We start from the raw sequence: 19,229 nt of genomic DNA, 5'->3' as shown, positions 1-19,229 counted from the left end.
ACACGGACCGCTGTTCCTTCTTTAGAGGGAACGGCGGTTTTGTTTTGCGGGGCCGATCTGGCAAGATGCCAGTGTATGAATTGGGTAGGAGAGAGGGCTATGGCGTCGGAGTTTCAAAACTTGCTGCGATCCGTTCTTGAAGCGATGCCCTGGTTGGATGCCGCGCAAGCGCCCTGGCAGTGGCTGAATTCGTTGCCAAGCACATTGGCGGCTCAAAGAGAGCTGGCTTCGGAGGCCGACTGGCTTGTCGCAGGGGAGAGCATGATCCACCGCAGCGCGGTCATCGAGCCTGGCGTTGTTCTCAAGGGGCCGCTGTGGATAGGCCCGAATTGCCGGGTGGCGGCGCATGCCTATCTGCGCGGCGGCGTCGCGCTTTGCCCTGGCGTGACAGTGGGGCCAGGCTGCGAGATCAAAACCTCCATCATCGGACCCGGCAGCCGGCTGGCGCACTTCAATTTTGTGGGCGATTCCGTATTGGGCGCAGATGTCAATCTGGAGGCGGGCGCGATTCTGGCTAATTACTGGAATGAGCGGGACGACAAGACAATACGGCTGCATCTGGGCGGCCCAGTCATTCACCCCGGCGTGACAAAGCTGGGCGCGCTGCTGGGGGATCATGTCCGGGTCGGCGCCAACGCGGTGTTGTCGCCTGGAACCGCGCTGTGTGAAGGCGCGATCATTCCGCGCTTGGGCTTGGTGGATCAGGACTCGCCGCAAGCCGCTTGAATCCAGAGGGATGATGTAATTAATTGGCGTATCGGCTATCAATAAATCTGAGCCATAGCCGCCAGTTAGCTTGCGCGCGGCGTTTGGCGTTTGTCCTTGCCTGGATCAGGAGCGCCTATGAGTTTGCTGCGTCCGGAAGCATGGTTGCCAGAGTCTTGGTTGAATCGCCTCAACCTGCTCTGGGTGCTGCCCGTATTTGTCTGCGCTTTGATAGCAGGCATCTGGCTGACGGCCTGGCTGCAAATCAGCAATGAGCAAATGCGCGCCGAGCAGGAAGTGTATCGACAGAATGCCAATCTGGTCAGGACTTTCGAGGAACACGTCTCCCGCACCGTGCATGCCATCGACCAAACGGTGCGCTTCATCAAGTTTGAGTATGAAGCCGAGGGAAGCAAGCTGGATCTGGGCCAATTGGTGCAAAATGGCATCATCCAGCGAGATATGTTCGTGCAGATGGCCATCATCGGTCCGGATGGCTGGCTGGTGATGTCCAATATCCACTCGACTAAGCGTATCGACTTGAGCGAACGGGAGCACTTCAAGGTTCACAAGAATGCCGACAGCGGCAAGCTGTTCATCAGCAAGCCTGTGTTGGGCAAGGTGTCCGGCAAGTGGTCGCTGCAGTTCACTCGGCGCATCAATCGCCCGGATGGCAGCTTCGGCGGCGTGGTGGTGGTGTCGGTCGATCCATTCTATTTCACCACTTTTTACAGCGATGTCGATATCGGCAAGAATGGCGTGGTGACCTTGGTGGGGCAGGACGGCATCGTGCGAGCCCGTTCCGCGGGCAACGGCAGCGGCATCGGCGTATCCATTCGCAACGCCAAGCTGTTTCAATATTGGCCGGGGCGCAATGAGGGGAATTACTTCAATCACAGCGTGGTGGATGGCATAGACCGTTTCTACAGCTTCCGATCGGTGCCGGGCTACCCCTTGGCCGTGATCATGGGCGTGTCGGAAAAAGAAGCGATGGCGGATTACTATCATCGCCGGCAAATGTATCTTGGCGGGGCGGTGTTGTTGTCGCTGGCGGTTGCGGTTTCCTCTTATCTGTTGATGATCCTGGCGCTGCGCTTGCGGCGCAGCCAAGTGCAGGCCGAGTCGGCCAATAGGATGAAATCGGAATTCCTGGCGAATATATCGCATGAATTGCGCACGCCCTTGAATGGCATTCTGGGCGGGGCCGATTACTTGCGTCAGGTGCTGGTCGAACCGGACGAGCAAGAGGCTGCTGGACTGATTTTTTCCAGCAGCGAGCACTTGTTGAGTCTGGTCAATTCTGTTTTGGATATGGCCCGGATCGAAGCGGGGAGGATGACGCTGGATTTGTCCGAAACCCGCTTATCGCTGTTATTGCAGGGGGCGGTGGAAGCCTTCCGTTCGACGGCGGAGCAAAAGGGCCTGGAGCTGACGCTATCGATAGGCTCGGCGGAGGGAGAGTCGGATTGTTATATGTTGGACCGAACCCGCTTGGTGCAGGTTGTCAATAATCTGGTGCAGAATGCCATCAAGTTCACCGATCGCGGCTGGGTAACGGTTGAGGCCGAAGTGAGGGGCGGCGTTCTGAGCCTGATGGTTTCCGACAGCGGGCCGGGCATTCCTGAGGATAAACAGGCCTTCATTTTTGATCGCTTCCATCAAGGGGCTGAGTTTCTGACGCGCAAACATGGCGGTTCTGGGCTGGGGCTGGCCTTGGTGCGCAATCTGGTGCGGCTGCAAGGCGGCAAAATCAGTTTCGAATCGATGGAAAATGTGGGCACCACGTTTCATGTGACCCTTCCTTTGACGCAAGTGGAGAAATCCTATGCAGCAGTCGACGGCGTTAGTGGTTGACGATAACGTCATCAACCGCAGAGTCGCGACCTTGTTTCTGGCCAAGCAGGGCTGGCGGGTTGACCAGGCGGAAAGCGGCCAGGAGGCGTTGGAGTTATTGGAGCGGCAGACTTACGACTGCGTGCTGCTGGATATCAGCATGCCGGGCATGAGCGGGCTGGAAGTGTGTCAGAAGATTCGCGCCAATCCGCAATGGCGCCACCTCAAGGTAGTGGCCTATACCGCGCATGCTTTGGCCGATGAGTGCGAAAAGATCATGAAGTCGGGCTTTGACGCCATCATCGTCAAGCCGGTCACGGCTGATCGTTTGAGAGAGACGGTAGGCGAGGCGAGAGCGGTGGATGGCTGAGGCTGCATAGGCTGTTCAAGCCATAATTGGCATGGTTTGCCGCGTGGAAAAAACGCGCCGGGATCTGCGAACAGGTCCGTGGCGCGTTTTGCATGCAGGCGGCTTAGGCCGGGAAGGGCGCGATGCCCATCCGTTCCAGCATATAGCCCGCAGTCTGCAGCGCGCCCTCCACCCAGCCCTGGGCGTCAGAATAGGCCTCGCCGCAAATGTAGAAAGGCATGTCAGTCGGCTGCACAATGGCGTGCTTGACCTCCCAGCTCTTCACGCCGATGTTCCAGCTGTTCCAGCCGCCGCCGAAGGGATCGTCGCCCCAGTCGCGGAAGGCTGCGTTGCGGACCTTGGGCGTGAAAGACAGGCTGTGCATTACAGTCAACTGGCGGGTGACTTCCTCGGTCATCATCCGCGGCGCCTTGTATTTGTGCCAAGTCAGCTCGTTGCGCTGCACATTGTCATCCGCGCCGATGAACGGGTCGGCCAGCGGCGCCACATCGCAACCCCGCTCCCGCGGCTGGCGTCGGCGGGCGCGCAGTCCATCCCAGAAGCCGGTGTTGTCGCCGTCATCGTAGCTGGCCAGCAGCATGGCGTGCCCAGCGGTGGCCGGCTTGCCGTCGCTCTTGGGCCAGTAATAGGTCTGCCTGACCGGCAAATCGGTGACGGAGCGGCCGGCTTGCAAGGGCACATAGGCTGTTTGCCCCTGGCTGTCGGTCATATTGCAGCCGGCGTTGCGCCACCAGGGGCTGTCATACGTAGTGAACAACTTGAACAGCGGACGGGCGGTGACGGTGGAAACCAGCTTCTGCACCTTCTCGTTCTGCAGCAGCGGGCTGCTGGCCGACAGCAACTCCAGTGAGCGGCGCGGCATGGCCAGGATCAGCTGTCCGGCGGTCGCCTGTTGTCCATTGACGCGGAATTCGAAGCCGTCGCCCTGCTGGGTGAGATGGGAAATCTCCGATTTCAGCCGGATTTCTCCGCCCAGTTTCTCGAACAGCTGCGCCAGCGCCAGCGGCACTTGCTGGAAGCCGTTGCTGAAGCCCTTGTATTCCGGGTTGACGCCGAAGTCGGACAAATACCAGGGAATGGCATCGGCTGCGTTCCAATTGCACAGCGTGGAGTCGTAGCCGCCCACATCCTCGGCGTATTGATAGGCCTCGCCGGTGATGACCCGCAGCAGCACATTCCAGAAGCCTTGCTTGTACAAGGGCACGCCGCCGAATTCAGCCTTTTGCGCCAGTTCGCGGCGCTCGGCTTCGGTGAGCTTGGGGTTGGTGATGCCCGGCACGATCTGCTCGATGGCGTTGACGATCACCGCGCCGGCGCTTTGGCCCTGGTCGATGAAGTTCAGCTGATAGGGCACTAGTTCCGGATTCTGGGTGAAGTCGGCCAAGCGCAGATAGATGCCGCGCAGGAAGGCGATGTTCTGCGGCTGGTCCACCGGGAAGTCATAGAGACGGATTTCCTCGCTGTCCGGCAGCTCCTTGTTCAGCTCGTGAATCAGCTGGGTGACCAGCGGCTGCACCGCCGGCAGGATGCGCATGCCGCCCAGTTCGGCCACCATGTCCGGAATGTCCGGCGGCCGGACTGACAGCAGGCGTCCGCCGATATGGTCGCTGGCCTCGAATACGGCGATCTTCTTGCCCGGGTGGGTCTGTTTCAGGCGCCAGGCGCTGTAGACGCCGGACACGCCGCCGCCGACGATGGCGATGTCGAAATGTTCTTGAGCCATGATGCGGTCTGCTCCTTATGAAAAGGCGAGAGTTAGAAGATCACCGGCACATTGCCCGGTTGTCCCGGGCCGTTTCCGCGCAGGCCGGTTTGCGCGCGGAAATGGAAGCAATCCAGCAAGGGCTGTTTTTCATAGCGTGGATCGGGCTGCAGACTGGGCGTGGGCTGATCCAGGCCTATGGTGTGCATGTCCAGCACATAGGCGTGTCCGCTCAGGGCGTGGTCTATCCCGCGGCTCACCGCGTCGGCCACTTCTTTGGGGTGGCGGACGATTTCGCCCTCCATGCCCCCAAAAGCCTTGGCTAGCGTGACGAAATCCGGCTTGGGGCGGTGGATGCGCAGGTATTCCGGATCTTGCGTCTTGGCGGTCCACTCGTAGCCCGGCGCGTCGCCGTACATGGCTTCCACTTGCGTCAGCCCCATTTGCAACGTGTGGTATTCATGGTTGTTGGTGATGATGTAGAGCACGCCCAGCTTGCGGTGTTGAGCGGTCCACCAGGTTTGCGGATAGAACAGCGAGGAGCCGTCCCCGGTGGCCGCCACCACGAAGCGCGTGTCTATGCCCTGATAGCCATCCTGCTCCAGCTTGATGCCCAGCGTGGCCGGCATGGACCAGCCCAGCGAACCGCCGCCAACACAGTAATAGCTGATGGGTTTGGCCGCCTCGTCGGTGAAGGGCAGCAGATACTGGAAGGGCGCGGGGTCGGATACCGCCTCATGCACATAGACGAACTGCTTTTCCAGCTTGCGTTCGGCGATTTCCTTGCGCAGCGCGTCGGCGATCACCACGGCCCAGATTTCCTTCTGGCCCATGGCTTCGTCCAGATAGATGTTCCAGTCTTGCGCACGCTCCGCGGCGAATTTCTTCAGCAGGCGATTGCGTTCGCTGGCGGCCTCGGAAGGCTGTTCGCCTATCAACTGATTGATCAAGGGCAGCGTGGCTTTCAGGTCGCCGAACAGCGCCGTCTCGCCGTAGTAGTTCTTGCCGATGTCCCAGGTGTTGTTGCTCAGATAAACCTGGGTGACATGCGGCGGGATCAGCGGGCCGTCGCTGTACTTGTAAACGGTGATCTGGGCCTGATTGCTGAAGCCGCACAGGAAGGCGACGTCATGGTTTTGGAACACCTGCTGTACGCCGGCCTGGCTGCCGGGCAACTCGCCCTGCCAGTGGTAGTCGTTGTTGGGGAAGTTGGCCACGCTGCTGAAGGTTTGCTGCAGCACCGGCGCGCCGATCAACTCGGCCATTTTCTGCAGCTCCGGCCAGGCCTGGGCATAGCCGGCCGCATCGCCGGTGACGATGAGGGGATTCTTGGCTTCGCGCAGCAGCTTGGCGGCTTGCTCAATCGCCTGGCGGTCGGCGGTGAAATGCGGCGAAATCTGCGTCACGCCCTTGATGCGGTCGTCGTCGCCGATGCGGCGCATGGTGAATTCCCATGGAATGGCGACGAAAACCGGCCCGTTCGGCGGCGCCATCGCTTCCTTGAAGGCGCGTTGCAGCACCATGGGGAACTCTTGCTCGGTGCGGACTTCGTGCGCCCACTTGGTGTATTGGCGCGCCAGATCCACCAGATTGGAGGCCAGCAACGGTTCCTGGGTGACCAGTTCGTTCTGCTGCTGGCAGCACAAGATGACCAGCGGCGCTTGCGAGCGCCAGGCGTTGAACAGATTGCCGATGGCGTGGGCGATGCCTGGGGTGACGTGCACCACCAGCACGCCGGGTTTGCCGGTCATCCGAGCCGAGCCCATCGCCGCGCCGATGGCGATGTTTTCATGCAGGCACTCGATGTACTCCACCCGGTTTTCCGGGTAGGAGGTGCCATCGATGATGGGGATTTCATTGGTGCCGGGCACGCCGAAAATCCGGTGTATGCCCAATTGGCTAAGGATGTCGAAAACATAGTCGCGCGCCCAGCGCTTTTGGCCGGCGGTTTCATCGATGCTCATGCTGCCCTCCCGCGTGAAAATGCGAAGCGATACGTTTTTGTTAATGCAGCGGGTGGGGGAGCGATATGAATATATTCTTGTCAGATATAAGAGAGGGTATCTCGATTGGGGCTTGTTTGGTATCTATCTTGTTGATTTTCAATGAGCTGTTATTGGGCTAAGTACCATTGCTAGCTGTCTAAAAGGACAGGTGTTGTAGCCGGTGGCGCGGTTGGCAAGACAGCTTGTCGCGGATCCGGATGGAGGGAGCCATCGCATGAAAAACGCCGCCTCACGATGCACGCGGGCGGCGTTTCCAGATTTAACGCTTGGGGTTTAGAACCACTGCCCGTAGCGCTTGATGTAAATCGTTTTCACCGTCTGGGTCAGAGCCAGGTAGCCGGCCATGGTCAGCAGCAGCCACCAGAAATAGCTGGTGTCCAACTGGATGAAGCCCAGAGAGGCCGCCAGCGGCGAGTACGGCAGATAGCAGGCGATGGCGATGGCGATCGAGGTGGACAGCATCACCGGCAAGGAGGCCGTGCTTTGCAGGAAGGGAATCTTGCGGGTGCGCAGCATGTGCACCACCAGGGTTTGCGAGATCAGGCCTTCCATGAACCAGCCGGAGTTCATGATCAGCTGGCCGCCGTCGCCGCCATGCAGGTGATAGGCCGCGCCGGCGCCGAACACCGTCCACAGCAGGATGTAGGTGGTGATGTCGAACACCGAGGAGGTGGGCCCCAGCCACAGCATGAAGCGCTTGATGTTGCCGGCTTCCCATTTGCGCGGTTTTTTCAGGAATTCCGGGTCCATCTTGTCCCAGGGCAGGAACATCTGCGACAGGTCGTAGATCAGGTTCTGCAGCAAGAGCTGCATCGCCAGCATTGGCTCCCAGGGCAGCCAAGCCGAGGCCACCAGCACCGAGAACACATTGCCGAAATTGGAGCTGGCGGTCATGTTCAGGTATTTGAGGATGTTGCCGAAGGTTTCGCGGCCGGTGATCACGCCTTCTTCCAGCACCAGCAGGCTCTTTTCCAGCAGGATGATGTCGGCGGTTTCCTTGGCGATGTCGGCGCCGCTATCCACCGAGATGCCTACGTCGGCGTCGCGCAGCGCCGGCGCGTCGTTGATGCCGTCGCCGAGGAAGCCCACGGTGTGGCCATTGGCTTGCAGCGCTTTCACTACGCGGGATTTCTGCAGCGGGGTCAGTTTGGCGAAGATGGTGGTGTGCTTGACGGCGGCGCATAGCGCCACGTCGTCCATCGCCTCGATCTCCTGGCCAAGCAGCGGTTTGCCCGGATTGAGGCCGACGTCGCGGCAGACTTTGGCGGTGACGATGGGATTGTCGCCGGTCAGCACCTTGACCGCCACGCCGTACTCGTTCAGCGCCTTGATGGCCGGCGCGGCGGAGTCTTTCGGCGGGTCGAGGAAGGTCAGGAAGCCGCGCACCACCAGGCCGTGCTCGTCGGCGGTCTGATAAGCCGCTTTGCGGGCATCGATTGGGATATGGCGGGTGGCCACCAGCAGCACGCGATAGCCTTCGGCGTTGTATTCCTCGCTGCGGCGCAGGATGTCGGCGCGCGCCTCAGGGTTCAGCGCGTGGATTTCGCCGCCGTGCTGAATATGGCTGGAGACTGCCAGCATCTCCTCCACCGCGCCTTTGGACACCATCAGCTGTTGGCCGTTGACGTCCTCCACGATCACCGACAGGCGGCGGCGTTCGAAATCGAACGGCAGCTCGTCGACCTTGGCGTAATGGCGCAGCTTGATGTGCTCGCCCAGTTCGTCGGCATGTTCGACGATGGCGATGTCCATCAGATTCTTCATGCCGCTCTGGTGGAAGCTGTTGAGCCAGGCCAGCTGCAGCACCGACTCGTCCTTGTCGCCATGGATATCGTAATGATGCTCCAGGATGATTTTGTCCTGGGTCAGCGTGCCGGTCTTGTCGGTGCACAGCACGTCCATGGCGCCGAAGTTCTGCACCGAATTCAGCCGTTTCACCACCACCTTGCGCCGCGCCATCGCCACTGCGCCTTTGGCCAGGTTGGCGGACACGATCATCGGCAGCATTTCCGGGGTCAGGCCGACGGCCACCGCCAGCGCGAAGGTGAGGGCGGACATCCAGTCGCCCTTGGTGATGCCGTTGATCATGAACACGATGGGCACCATCACCAGCATGAAGCGTATCAGCAGCCAGGACACGCTGTTGACGCCCTTGTCGAAGCTGGTTTCGATGCGCTTGTGGCTGACCACATTGCGCGCCAGCGAGCCGAAATAAGTATCGGAGCCGGTAGCCACCACCACGGCGCGGGCGGTGCCGGACACCACATTGGTGCCCATGAAGCAGGCATTGGACAGATCCAGCAGGCCGGCTTCGCCGTCGGCTTGCTCATCCGCCGATTTGGCGGCCACCGAGCCCAGCGTGTCGTACTTTTCCACCGGAAGCGCTTCGCCGGTGAGCACGGCCTGGCTGATGAACAGGTCGCGCGATTCCAATAGGCGGATGTCGGCCGGAATCATGTCGCCGGCTTGCAGATGGACGATGTCGCCCACCACCAGCTCGGTCATCGGCACTTCCAGCTTGACCGGCGCGGCTTGCTGCGAGGGGCGGCGCTGCGCGGTGGCGGTATTGCGCACCAGCGATTTCAGCTTCTCCGCCGCCTTGGCGGAGCGGTATTCCTGCCAGAAACGCAGCGCGCCGCTGATGCCTATCATGGCGGACAGGATGATGACCTTGGTCCAGTCCTGATCGTCAGCCGGCGCCATGGCCACGTCCATCACATAGCTGATGGCGGCCAGGATGATCAGCACCATCACGAAGGGGTTTTTGAAGGCTTGCAGGAATTGGATCAGCGGGTGGGGCGGCTTGTCGTGCGCCACTTCGTTGGGACCGAACTGCTGCAGTCTATGGGCGGCCTCGGCGACGGTCAGCCCGTCGGGCTGGCTGCGCAGGCGTTGAAACGTCTCCTCTGGCGACAGCAGCGCCTCTTGGGCGAGTCGATATGGATTTTGTTGTTTGCCGGGCGCGGCGATGAAGCCCTGGCTTTGTTTGAGCGATTGGGTGCGTTTGGTCATGGCGAATCTCCTGGCGCTGACGACGGACGTGACCAGTCCTGCCGTGAGGCATCAGCGCCGACAATGTGTCAGCTCGAAGGTTTCGAGAGAACATTGCCGCCCGTTGGGGTGCTCTCGGCGAACGCCCCAGCGGGTGGCATCTCATTCAGAAATGGCGTTTCTTATGGCATGACTTCTCCAGGTGAAAAGAGGGCGGCCGAACGTTTGGGTTCGGCCGGCATCGCTTAGATGGCCCGCGCGCGATGGTCGTTAGCGAAGGCGGACAGGCAGTCCAGTTTGATGCGGGTCAGCGGCATGGAGCCTAATCTGACAGCGATGCCTTGCAGCAAGTGCATGCAGGTTTCGGAGCTGCAGCGGAAGTCGGCGCTGATCAGCCACGGCGACAGCGCCGGGCTGGAACCGGTGGCGACGGCTTGCGGTTGCTCCAGCCATTGCTGGATGCGCAGGCCGTTTTTCTGGATCAGGCCGCGTATCTCGCGGCGGGCGTGGCCGAGCGACATCGATGGGCAAATGATGGACAGCTGATAGATTTGCTGTTGGCGCGGACGAACGAACAGATTTTGCATGTCAGGCTCCTGCGGCGCGCTGTTTGCAGCGCGCACGCTTGATCGCTCCGTCGCGTGGGATGCGGCGGGCGGGAACGGATTCATGCCTTCAAGGCATGTCCGGGAGCGGGATGCGGAGGGACGATGCCTTAATGGCGCGGGCTGGGAACGGGATTCGGCTCGGGCTCTTCTGGCATCGCGAAACTCCTGTCTGGACGCGTCAGGCCGGCATGGGCATCGCCGGCCGCGCGAAATGGCGGAAAGGGTGGGATCAGGCGGCTTTGGCGCGGGCTTGGGCAAACGCGCCCAGGCGATGGGCCGGACGAACGGACGACAAGCGGCGGCCCCAGTGCACGCGATGGATTTCCGGCAGCTGGCTCAGGCGCAGGGCCATGTCATCCAGTTGCGGACGCTGCGACAGCGGGCAGGACATGATGACGGACAGTTTGCACTGTTGTTCCGATGCGTCCGGTCCAATGGTGACTTGCGAGGCGCGCAGGCCCAGCTCGTGCATTTCCCAGAACAGGCGTTTGCGCAGCGTTGTGATGACTGCTTTATCGCAGACGATAAATAAACGGAATTCCGCGGTGTCGCGTTCTTGATGGCGGTTGAAATATTTCAGCAGCTGGAACAGTTTCAGGGTTTGCATGTTTTTAATCCCCCATTACGAATACTACAGGTAATAACCGGCCCTTCCGGATTTAAATAAAACCGTATCGGGCGCAATGCGATATCGAATCATTGCGAATATGCGCGCAGGCGGTTCCGGTTATTCCCGTCAGATTGCGGGATTTAGCCGGAAAAGCTCGCAGGCGTTCGCGGTTCTGGCTCTTCTGGCATGGAACCTCCGAGGCGAAACAATAGCTTGCGTAAACAATCTGTCTGTAAATCTGTCGATGGGGGTGTAGCTGCAACCCTGTCGATCAAGCATCAAGACGCATGGCGCGCGATGATGGAGAACGGCATGTTTGGGTTGTTGAAGCGGGCCGGAGCTGGCCGGCTTTGACACCACATCCTGGCTTTGCAGGATGCGGCAGAGGAAGGGAGTTCGTTCTGCTGTAATCCTGCAAGGCTAGTTGATCGAAGATCGACTGGAACCGTCGTTGTCCACGGTAGCCCTTTGCAAAATTAATGACACTGCGACTATAAACCGATTTCGGCCTTTTATCAAATAAATCTCTTTTTATATTGTAAAGCTGTGGGAATTCCGCCAAGGAAATGAAAGGCGGCAGGATCTTATTCATTTGAAATGCGGAAAAGGCATTTTCCCGCAATTTCGCCTGCGCGCAAAAGAAAAGGAATCAAGGCGAGCGAGGCGGCGGCGATGATGAGGGCCGTTGGCCAGGCGGATTGCAGCGCGCCATCTCGCCATCCTTTTGCCAGCAGGCCGCCGGCAAAGGGGAAAATCAGCAGCAAACCGCTGGCCGCGCCGGGCATGTAGGCGCGTTGCAGCAGCGTGACGGCGCAATGGGCAAGGGCATTGACAGCCATCGCCAAGGCCAGCCCCATCTGCAGCGCAAGCCCAAGCGAGCTTGCGATGAAGAACAGCGAGACGAGGCCGCTGGCTATGGCGAAGGCGCGCGCGTCCAGCTGCGGATAACGGCGCTGCCGGCGCGACCAGGCGGGCAGCCATAACGCTTCTTCCAGATTGTGGAGCAGCGCGGCCAAAGTGAATAGCCAGGCCCAGTGAGTGAGCGTCATGGGATGGCATCCCAGTGCATAGGCGCATGAGGGAAGGGGATGAGGCAGTATAAAACAATGGGGAGTCCGCGGACTCCCCATTTCTTCAGCAGCGCTTGCTTGCGGCGGAAGGCGTCTTACACGCCCGCCTCATGCGCTTGCACATCGGCATGGTAGCTGGAGCGCACCATGGCGCCGACCGCGGCGTGGACGAAGCCCATTTCGTAGGCTTTTTCCTCGAACATCTTGAACACGTCAGGATGCACGTAGCGCAGCACCGGCAGGTGGCCGTTGGACGGTTGCAGGTACTGGCCTATGGTCAGCATGTCCACATTGTGGGCGCGCAGATCGCGCATCACTTCCAGGATTTCCTCGTCGGTCTCGCCCAGGCCCACCATCAGGCCGGATTTGGTGCGGACGTCCGGATTCTTGGCCTTGTAGTCCTTCAACAGCTGCAGCGAGTGCGCGTAATCCGCGCCGGGGCGGGCTTGCTTGTACAGGCGCGGCACGGTTTCCAGATTGTGGTTCATCACGTCCGGGGGGGTCTGGCTGAGGATGTCGACGGCGATGTCCAGGCGGCCGCGGAAGTCCGGCACCAGCGTTTCGATCTGGGTGTTGGGCGACATTTCGCGCACGGCGTTGATGCAGTCGGCGAAGTGCTGGGCGCCGCCGTCGCGCAGGTCGTCGCGGTCCACCGAGGTGACCACCACGTACTTCAGCTTCATCGCGGCGACGCTTTCGGCCAGATGCTTGGGCTCGTTTTCGTCCAGCGGATTGGGGCGGCCGTGTCCCACGTCGCAGAAGGGGCAGCGGCGGGTGCAGATATCGCCCATGATCATGAAGGTGGCCGTGCCCTTGCTGAAGCATTCGCCGATGTTCGGGCAGGTGGCCTCTTCACAGACCGTGTGCAGCTTTTGCTCGCGCAGGATCTGTTTGATTTCGTGGAAGCGTTGGCCGTTGGGCAGCTTGGCGCGGATCCATTCCGGCTTTTTCAGCTTTTCATCCAGCGGCACGATCTTGATCGGGATGCGGGCGGTCTTGGCTTCGCCCTTGTGCTTCACCCCAGCCTGGTTGTCCGGCTTCATGCGGTCTCCTTGCTTATGCTCAGGTGGCGTTCCAGGTGCGGCAGCAGCTTGTCGGCCGCTGCGGCTACCGTGAGGTTCACGCCCAGATTCTTCATGTGGGTCACCTTGAGGTTGGCGTAGCCGCAAGGGTTGATCCAGCTAAACGGCGTCAGGTCCATGTCCACGTTCAGGCTCAGGCCGTGGTAGACCGCGCCGTTCTTGATGCGCAGGCCCAGCGAGCAGATCTTGGCGCCGTCCACGTACACGCCGGGGGCGTCCACGTCGCCGTTGGCGGCGATGCCTTGCTCGGCCAGCATGTCGATGACGGCCTGCTCGATGTGGCGCACCAGCTCGCGCACGCCGATATGCATGCGCTTGAAATCGATCAGCAGATACACCACCAGCTGGCCGGGACCGTGGTAGGTGATCTGGCCGCCGCGGTCGGTCTGCACCACCGGGATGTCATGTTGCTCCAGCAGGTGTTCCGGCTTGCCGGCCAGGCCCTGGGTATAGACGGGCGGATGCTCCACCACCCACAGCTCATCCGCCGTGTCCGGCTGGCGCTGATCGGTGAAGGCCTGCATGGCGCGCCAAGTGGGTTCGTAATCCACTCGGCCCAGTTGTTTGACGATGCGTGGCACCTGAACTCCCGGCTTTGTCTTAGAGAACCATCTTGACCATCGGGTGGCCGGTCAGCGACAGGTAGATGCTGTCCAGCTGCTGGCGCGAGGTGGCGGTGACGGTGATGGTCAGCGCGTAAAAGCGGCCGCCGGTGCTTTCGCGCAGCACCACGTCGATCTCGGCGAGATCGGGCGCGTGGATGCGGACCACTTCGGTCATGGTGGCGACAAATTCGTCATGACGCTCGCCCATGATCTTGAGCGGGAAGCGGCAGGGGAATTCCATCAATTCCTGTTTTTCGTCGGACATTTTCATCTACTCAAACGCAATTGCAAAACAAACAGGCCGCGGTCAGGCCGCGGCGCTGCTTACTACATGATTCTACTGCGAATTACTTCCAGCCGAGCAGCAGTTTCAGGCTATCCCACAAACGGCTGAAGAAGTTGCCTTCCTCGACGGCCTTCAATGCTACCACCGGACGCTCCAGCAATGGCTTCCCATCGAGAGAAACCACCAGCTTGCCCACCACCTGGCCGGCCTTGATCGGCGCGATCAAGGGCTGCATGGTGGTCAGGTCGGCCTTCAGCTTGGAGGCCTGGCCCTTGGCCACGGTGGCGAACACGTCATGGCCGAAGCCCACTTCCACTTTCTTCTCGCTGCCCTTGTAGACGGCGACATCGGAAACGCGGGTGTTCGCCGCATATAGTTTGGGCGTATCGAAGAATTGCAAGCCGTAGTTCAGCAGCTTGGAGCTTTCCACCGCGCGCGCCTCGGGGCTGGCGGTGCCGACGACGACGGAAATCACGCGGCGGCCGTCGCGGTGGCTGGAGGTCACCATATTGTAGCCGGCGTTGTCGGTGTAGCCGGTTTTCATGCCATCCACATTCGGGTCGCGGTAGAGCAGCAGGTTGCGGTTGGGCTGCTGGATATTGTTGTAGGTGAAGGACTTCATCGAGTAGATCGGGTAGAACTCGGGGAAGTCGTGAATCAGCGCCGAGGCCAGAATGGCCAGGTCGTGCACCGTGGTCAGGTGCTCGGGATTGGGCAGGCCGGTGGCGTTCTTGAAAGTGGTGTTTTTCATGCCCAGCTTTTGCGCTTGCTGGGTCATCATCTGGGCGAACACGTCTTCGCTGCCGGCGATGGCTTCAGCCAGCGTCACGCAGGCGTCGTTGCCGGACTGGACAATCATGCCCTTGATCAGGTCATCCACCTTGGCCGGGACTTTCGGGTCCAGGAACATGCGCGAGCCTTCGGTTTTCCAGCCGCGCTGCGATACCGTCAGCGTCTGCTCCAGCGTCAGGCGCTTTTCCTTCAGCGCCTTGAAGGTGAGGTAGGCGGTCATCAGCTTGGTCAGCGAGGCCGGCTCGATGCGGTTGTCGGGATCGCGCTGCGCCAGCACCTGCTCGCTGTTGTAATCCAACAGATAATAAGCTTTGCCGGCGATGTCCGGGGCCGGCGGCGTGAAGGCGGCATTGGCGAAGGCGAAAGAGGGCAGCGCCAGCGCGGCGGCTACCAGGGCAGAGGTGAGTTTTTTCATGTTCTGGCGTGGGCTTGCATGGGGTGACACAAACAGTAGCCGAAGATTATACACGCTCAGGCTACCAGGGAGGCCGGAAAAAACCTGTCCGACACGCTTGTTGCTGCAATGCAAAAAAAGAACGTCGCCCAGGCTTCCCGCCGCTTTGGAGTTCCTGTTAGTCTGACAGTTCAAAGATAAGAAACTACAGGGACGAAAGCAGCGCCATGAGCAATAAGCAAGACTATCTGGAACGCATCCTCACCTCGCGGGTTTACGACGTGGCGGTGGAAACGCCGCTGGACCTGGCGCCTAATCTGTCGCGCCGCTATGGTAATCGCATTTTGCTCAAGCGCGAGGATCTGCAGCCGGTGTTCTCGTTCAAGCTGCGCGGCGCATACAACAAAATGGCCAAGCTGACGGCCGAGCAGCGCGCGCGCGGCGTGATCACCGCCAGCGCCGGCAACCACGCTCAGGGCGTGGCCTTGTCGGCCAGCAAGCTGGGCTGCGAGGCGGTAATCGTGATGCCGATCACCACGCCGCAGATCAAGATTGACGCGGTCAAGCAGCGCGGCGGCCAGGTGGTGTTGTCTGGCGACTCCTTCAACGAAGCCTATCAGCACGCGGTGAAATTGGCAGAGGAAAGCGGCCGCACCTATATTCCGCCCTTCGACGACCCGGACGTGATCGCCGGCCAGGGCACGGTGGGCATGGAGATCCTGCGCCAGCACCCGGACGATCTGGACGCGGTGTTCGTCGCCATCGGCGGCGGCGGCCTGGCCGCCGGCGTGGCCAGCTTCATCAAGCGGCTGAAGCCGGAGGTGAAAGTGATCGGCGTGCAGCCGGTGGATTCCGACGCCATGCGCCAGTCGATAGAAAAGGGCGAGCGCGTCGAGCTCAAGGACGTGGGCCTGTTCGCCGACGGCGTGGCGGTGAAACTGGTGGGCGAGGAAACCTTCCGCATCTGCCGCGAACTGCTTGATGAGATCATCCTGGTCGATTCCGACGCCATCTGCGCGGCGATCAAGGACATTTTCGAGGACACCCGCTCTATCGTCGAGCCCGCCGGCGCGCTGGCGGTGGCCGGCGCCAAAGCCTATGTCGAGCGCGAGGGCTGTAGGGACAAGACGCTGGTGGCCATCGCCTGCGGCGCCAATATGAACTTCGACCGGCTGCGCCATGTGTCGGAACGCTCTGAGCTGGGGGAGCGGCGCGAGGCCATCATCGCCGTCACCATTCCCGAGAAGCCGGGCAGCTTCAAGCGCTTCTGTTCGGTGATAGGCGGCCGCAACATCACCGAATTCAACTATCGTTTCGCCGACCCCAGCGTGGCGCATGTTTTCGTCGGGGTGCAGATCGCCGGCAAGGACGATGTGGAAAAACTATTGGGCGATTTGCGCTCCGAGGAGCTGGATGGCATCGACCTGACCGATAACGAACTGGCCAAGCTGCACATCCGCCATCTGGTGGGCGGCCACGCGCCGCAACTGAAGGACGAGCGGGTGCTGCGCTTTGAATTCCCCGACCGTCCGGGCGCGCTGATGCGCTTTCTGGAAGCGATGCGCACCGACTGGAACATCAGCCTGTTCCATTACCGCAACCATGGCGCGGACTATGGCCGGGTGTTGGTGGGCATCCAGGTGCCCGCCAACGACGTGCAAGCCTTCCAGCAGTTTTTGGACACCTTGGGCTACCCCTGTGTCGAGGAAACTCATAACCCGGCCTACCGGCTATTCCTTGGCAAGACCATCCGTTGATGGTGCAATGGCGGATTATCGCGATTCTGTGAAGTGAGCAAGATGATCAAAGCCGTGTTATTCGACCTGGACGGCACTCTGGCCGACACCGCGCGCGACCTGGGCGCGGCGCTGAACCGACTGCTGGCGGAGGAGGGCATGCCGCCGCAGCCTTATGAGGCGGTTCGCCCCATGGCCAGCCACGGCGCGCGCGCATTGGTGAGGCTGGGTTTTGGAGAGGGCTTGGACGCTGAGCGCGCCGAGGCGTTGCGGGTGCGCTTCATGGATCATTACGACGCCAGCTTCACCGGCGAAACCACCTTGTTCGATGGCGTCAATGAGCTGATCGCCGAGCTGGATCGGCGCGGCCTGGCCTGGGGCATCATCACCAACAAGTCTATGCGCTTTACCGACCGGCTGGTGCCGTGGCTGCCTTTCGTCATCCCGCCGGCGGTGACGGTGAGCGGGGATACGGTCGGGGTGCCTAAGCCCGATCCCAAGCCCATGCTGTATGCGGCCGGGCTGATCGGCATCGCGCCGGAGCATTGCGTTTATGTGGGCGATGCCGAGCGCGACATCCAGGCCGGGCGCATTGTCGGCATGAAGACGGTGTTGGCGAATTGGGGCTATATCGCCGCAGAAGACAGGCCGCAGGAGTGGGGCGCCGATATCGATATCGATCATCCTTTGGACTTGCTGAAACATCTGGATCAATAGTCCTCAAGGCAATATTGCCAGTCAGGAAATGCAACGCGAAGCTGAAAAGCTTCGCGTTTTTTATTGTCTGAAATACATTTGAATGACAAGCGCATTTCAAGGACGCTGATGCAGTATTGTCTTTTTAATGATTATTTTTATATGAATGTTAATTTAATCGTTTGTTTTAGATGAATTGGCACAGTTTGATCTGACATATTGGACAGTTATTTAATTTTGGCAGGCAATAATTTTGAAATTTCCTCTTGTTTAAATTAGCGTTGTCCAGCATGTGTAGTGGTGTTTGAAACTGTTTTTTGTCGTTGCATTCTTAGTTGGTAAGTTGTCGTCTGTATTTTCCATGTTCAAATCAAGGCTGCGTTAATTGCATTCTGCGCCGTCATGGGCGGTCGCAAACTTGAATGTATTAGCTCGTCAGGCAAGGGAGTGGGTGCATTGGAAGCAGATATTTGCATTGTAGGGGCAGGCATGAGCGGCTTGAGCTGCGTGAATCATCTGCTTGAATCTCCATTGTGTCGGGAGTTGACGATCAGCGTTGTCGATGCCAGGCCGGCCACCGGGGGAAGGGTCCGCTCGCGCAGCCTGGATTGCGGCAGCGTGGTAGAACTGGGCGCTGGCCGCTATTCGCCTCATTGGCACCCAAACTTTCACCAGGCTTTGCAGCAGCACGGCATTCGCAGCGTGACTTTCCCTTTCACCAAAATCAACGTTGAAAACGCCGCGCAGCAGGATATGAGAATTTTGTTGCGTGAAATGGAAGGCAATCTGGCGGCTTTTGGTCATATGCCCTTCATGGATTTTGTCGCCCGCTTTCATGGGGAAGGGCGCGCTTTCGATTTGATCCGCTCTTTGGGCTACGATGCCTTGTTTCTGCCTATCATTTCTGCAGAAATGGCATACGATATTATCGGCAAGCATCCGGAGGTCCAGAATATCGCCGGTCAGGATGAGCATCCATGGTTTTCCGCCGCGGATGGGTTTAATGATTTGACCGACAGCCTGCAGCAATATGCCCAGGCCCAAGGCGTTCAATTCCATTTGGGCTTGCGCTTGATCGAGACGCGCGGCGGCGCCGGCAGGCATGAGCTGGTTTTGCTGGATGAGAGCGGCGAGAAGCATATATTGCGTTGCCGCTTTCTTGTATTGGCGATGCCGCCTTCCGCCTTGTCAAAAGCCGGCGTGGATTTTCCCGCAGCGTGGGGCGAGACGCGCTATGGCTCCTTGCCCTTATTCAAGGCCTTTCTGGTTTACGAGCAGCCCTGGTGGGATGCCTTGGGTCTGCGCGACCAGGTGCGCATTGTCGATAACCCGTTGCGGAAAATTTATTTCAAGGGCGATCGCCACGTCTTTTTCTACACCGACAGCGCGGCGGCCGATTACTGGCGCGTCACCCTGTCGGACGGCGAGGCATGGTATCTGGAGCATGTCCGCAGTTGCCTGGCCCAGGCTTTGGACTTGCCGCTGGAGGCGGTGCCCTTGCCGGCCAGCCATGTGCAGCAATATTGGCCGCATGGCGTGGAGTTTTGCCGGGACGCCGGCGCGGGCCATGCGCCGGCCATTCAACACCCGGAGAGCGCCATCATCGCCTGTTCCGACGCTTTCACCGAGCATTGCGGCTGGATGGAGGGCGCCTTGATCAGCGCCCGCGCCGGCAGCGCCTTGCTGCTGGAACAAATCGAATCCTGTCTGTGCGCATGAGAAAGATATCGATGATGGCGGGAT

The 19,229-nt window shown here is 60.1% G+C and carries 17 protein-coding genes; 6 read left to right on the top strand and 11 right to left on the bottom strand.

Annotated elements, in window-relative coordinates; genetic code table 11:
• Positions 1 to 120 precede the first annotated feature (120 nt).
• The 3 genes from NKT35_RS22750 to NKT35_RS22740 all read left to right on the top strand — a co-directional run bounded on the left by NKT35_RS22750 (position 121) and on the right by NKT35_RS22740 (position 2,908).
• On the top strand, positions 121 to 726 hold the full coding sequence (locus NKT35_RS22750; protein WP_254297552.1) for an LbetaH domain-containing protein: 606 nt from the start codon (positions 121 to 123) through the stop codon (positions 724 to 726).
• Between the two features lie 117 nt (positions 727 to 843).
• A complete protein-coding gene (locus NKT35_RS22745) occupies positions 844 to 2,559 on the top strand; it encodes a sensor histidine kinase (protein WP_254297551.1) in 1,716 nt (571 codons plus the stop codon).
• The gene (locus tag NKT35_RS22740) at positions 2,531 to 2,908 is read left to right on the top strand and encodes a response regulator (RefSeq protein ID WP_254297550.1); all 378 of its coding nucleotides are present in this window, start codon (positions 2,531 to 2,533) and stop codon (positions 2,906 to 2,908) included. Before NKT35_RS22745 ends, NKT35_RS22740 begins: the two co-directional genes overlap by 29 nt.
• Positions 2,909 to 3,011: 103 nt before the next feature.
• Here the strand turns inward: NKT35_RS22740 and NKT35_RS22735 are convergent, their stop codons facing one another.
• From NKT35_RS22735 to NKT35_RS22685, 11 genes are all read right to left on the bottom strand, one after another.
• On the bottom strand, positions 3,012 to 4,631 hold the full coding sequence (locus NKT35_RS22735; protein WP_254297549.1) for a flavin monoamine oxidase family protein: 1,620 nt from the start codon (positions 4,629 to 4,631) through the stop codon (positions 3,012 to 3,014).
• 32 nt (positions 4,632 to 4,663) lie between these two features.
• Positions 4,664 to 6,574 carry a thiamine pyrophosphate-binding protein gene (locus NKT35_RS22730; RefSeq protein WP_254297548.1) on the bottom strand — a complete coding sequence of 637 codons (1,911 nt, stop codon included), beginning with the start codon at positions 6,572 to 6,574 and terminating at the stop codon, positions 4,664 to 4,666.
• A 315-nt stretch (positions 6,575 to 6,889) separates the two neighbouring features.
• Positions 6,890 to 9,628, bottom strand: coding sequence for a magnesium-translocating P-type ATPase (gene mgtA, locus NKT35_RS22725; RefSeq protein WP_254297547.1), 2,739 nt, complete (start codon positions 9,626 to 9,628; stop codon positions 6,890 to 6,892).
• 224 nt (positions 9,629 to 9,852) lie between these two features.
• Positions 9,853 to 10,194 (bottom strand): hypothetical protein, encoded by a 342-nt coding sequence (locus NKT35_RS22720; protein WP_254297546.1) that lies wholly within the window; start codon positions 10,192 to 10,194, stop codon positions 9,853 to 9,855.
• A gap of 250 nt (positions 10,195 to 10,444) precedes the next feature.
• Entirely contained in the window at positions 10,445 to 10,822 is a 378-nt protein-coding gene (locus NKT35_RS22715) for a hypothetical protein (protein WP_254297545.1), read from the bottom strand.
• 274 nt (positions 10,823 to 11,096) lie between these two features.
• The gene (locus NKT35_RS22710; protein ID WP_254297544.1) at positions 11,097 to 11,417 is read right to left on the bottom strand and encodes a hypothetical protein; all 321 of its coding nucleotides are present in this window, start codon (positions 11,415 to 11,417) and stop codon (positions 11,097 to 11,099) included.
• Positions 11,410 to 11,874: an HXXEE domain-containing protein gene (locus NKT35_RS22705; protein WP_254297543.1), complete on the bottom strand. Its 465-nt coding sequence runs from the start codon at positions 11,872 to 11,874 to the stop codon at positions 11,410 to 11,412. The genes NKT35_RS22710 and NKT35_RS22705 overlap by 8 nt, the downstream gene beginning before the upstream one ends.
• 116 nt (positions 11,875 to 11,990) lie before the next feature.
• Positions 11,991 to 12,938 carry a lipoyl synthase gene (gene lipA / locus NKT35_RS22700; protein ID WP_254297542.1) on the bottom strand — a complete coding sequence of 316 codons (948 nt, stop codon included), beginning with the start codon at positions 12,936 to 12,938 and terminating at the stop codon, positions 11,991 to 11,993.
• Positions 12,935 to 13,558, bottom strand: coding sequence for a lipoyl(octanoyl) transferase LipB (gene lipB / locus NKT35_RS22695; RefSeq protein WP_254297541.1), 624 nt, complete (start codon positions 13,556 to 13,558; stop codon positions 12,935 to 12,937). Before lipB ends, lipA begins: the two co-directional genes overlap by 4 nt.
• A gap of 19 nt (positions 13,559 to 13,577) precedes the next feature.
• A complete protein-coding gene (locus NKT35_RS22690) occupies positions 13,578 to 13,847 on the bottom strand; it encodes a YbeD family protein (protein WP_254297540.1) in 270 nt (89 codons plus the stop codon).
• Between the two features lie 82 nt (positions 13,848 to 13,929).
• Complete coding sequence (locus NKT35_RS22685; RefSeq protein WP_254297539.1) at positions 13,930 to 15,075, bottom strand: D-alanyl-D-alanine carboxypeptidase family protein; 1,146 nt, start codon at positions 15,073 to 15,075, stop codon at positions 13,930 to 13,932.
• Positions 15,076 to 15,281: 206 nt separating this feature from the next.
• On the opposite strand from NKT35_RS22685, the gene ilvA reads away from it, so the two are divergent.
• The 3 genes from ilvA (at position 15,282) to NKT35_RS22670 (ending at position 19,205) form a co-directional block, all read left to right on the top strand.
• Positions 15,282 to 16,811: a threonine ammonia-lyase, biosynthetic gene (gene ilvA, locus NKT35_RS22680; protein ID WP_254297538.1), complete on the top strand. Its 1,530-nt coding sequence runs from the start codon at positions 15,282 to 15,284 to the stop codon at positions 16,809 to 16,811.
• Between the two features lie 42 nt (positions 16,812 to 16,853).
• Positions 16,854 to 17,507, top strand: coding sequence for an HAD family hydrolase (locus NKT35_RS22675; RefSeq protein ID WP_254297537.1), 654 nt, complete (start codon positions 16,854 to 16,856; stop codon positions 17,505 to 17,507).
• 381 nt (positions 17,508 to 17,888) lie between these two features.
• Entirely contained in the window at positions 17,889 to 19,205 is a 1,317-nt protein-coding gene (locus NKT35_RS22670; RefSeq protein WP_371926408.1) for a flavin monoamine oxidase family protein, read from the top strand.
• Positions 19,206 to 19,229 lie beyond the last annotated feature (24 nt).

Source organism: Chromobacterium sp. IIBBL 290-4 (assembly GCF_024207115.1).
Lineage (GTDB): Bacteria > Pseudomonadota > Gammaproteobacteria > Burkholderiales > Chromobacteriaceae > Chromobacterium.
The sequence above is the reverse complement of the archived record's forward strand: the minus strand, read 5'-3'. Positions and strand labels throughout refer to the sequence as shown.

Bases quoted from the DNA above. Each gene is read 5' to 3' on its own strand.
- NKT35_RS22745 (WP_254297551.1), top strand. From the start codon at position 844: ATGAGTTTGCTGCGTCCGGAAGCATGGTTGCCAGAGTCTTGGTTGAAT.
- NKT35_RS22740 (WP_254297550.1), top strand. From the start codon at position 2,531: ATGCAGCAGTCGACGGCGTTAGTGGTTGACGATAACGTCATCAACCGC.
- NKT35_RS22735 (WP_254297549.1), bottom strand. From the start codon at position 4,631: ATGGCTCAAGAACATTTCGACATCGCCATCGTCGGCGGCGGCGTGTCC.
- NKT35_RS22730 (WP_254297548.1), bottom strand. From the start codon at position 6,574: ATGAGCATCGATGAAACCGCCGGCCAAAAGCGCTGGGCGCGCGACTAT.
- mgtA (WP_254297547.1), bottom strand. From the start codon at position 9,628: ATGACCAAACGCACCCAATCGCTCAAACAAAGCCAGGGCTTCATCGCC.
- NKT35_RS22720 (WP_254297546.1), bottom strand. From the start codon at position 10,194: ATGCAAAATCTGTTCGTTCGTCCGCGCCAACAGCAAATCTATCAGCTG.
- NKT35_RS22715 (WP_254297545.1), bottom strand. From the start codon at position 10,822: ATGCAAACCCTGAAACTGTTCCAGCTGCTGAAATATTTCAACCGCCAT.
- NKT35_RS22710 (WP_254297544.1), bottom strand. From the start codon at position 11,417: ATGAATAAGATCCTGCCGCCTTTCATTTCCTTGGCGGAATTCCCACAG.
- NKT35_RS22705 (WP_254297543.1), bottom strand. From the start codon at position 11,874: ATGACGCTCACTCACTGGGCCTGGCTATTCACTTTGGCCGCGCTGCTC.
- lipA (WP_254297542.1), bottom strand. From the start codon at position 12,938: ATGAAGCCGGACAACCAGGCTGGGGTGAAGCACAAGGGCGAAGCCAAG.
- NKT35_RS22690 (WP_254297540.1), bottom strand. From the start codon at position 13,847: ATGTCCGACGAAAAACAGGAATTGATGGAATTCCCCTGCCGCTTCCCG.
- NKT35_RS22685 (WP_254297539.1), bottom strand. From the start codon at position 15,075: ATGAAAAAACTCACCTCTGCCCTGGTAGCCGCCGCGCTGGCGCTGCCC.
- ilvA (WP_254297538.1), top strand. From the start codon at position 15,282: ATGAGCAATAAGCAAGACTATCTGGAACGCATCCTCACCTCGCGGGTT.
- NKT35_RS22675 (WP_254297537.1), top strand. From the start codon at position 16,854: ATGATCAAAGCCGTGTTATTCGACCTGGACGGCACTCTGGCCGACACC.
- NKT35_RS22670 (WP_371926408.1), top strand. From the start codon at position 17,889: ATGGGCGGTCGCAAACTTGAATGTATTAGCTCGTCAGGCAAGGGAGTG.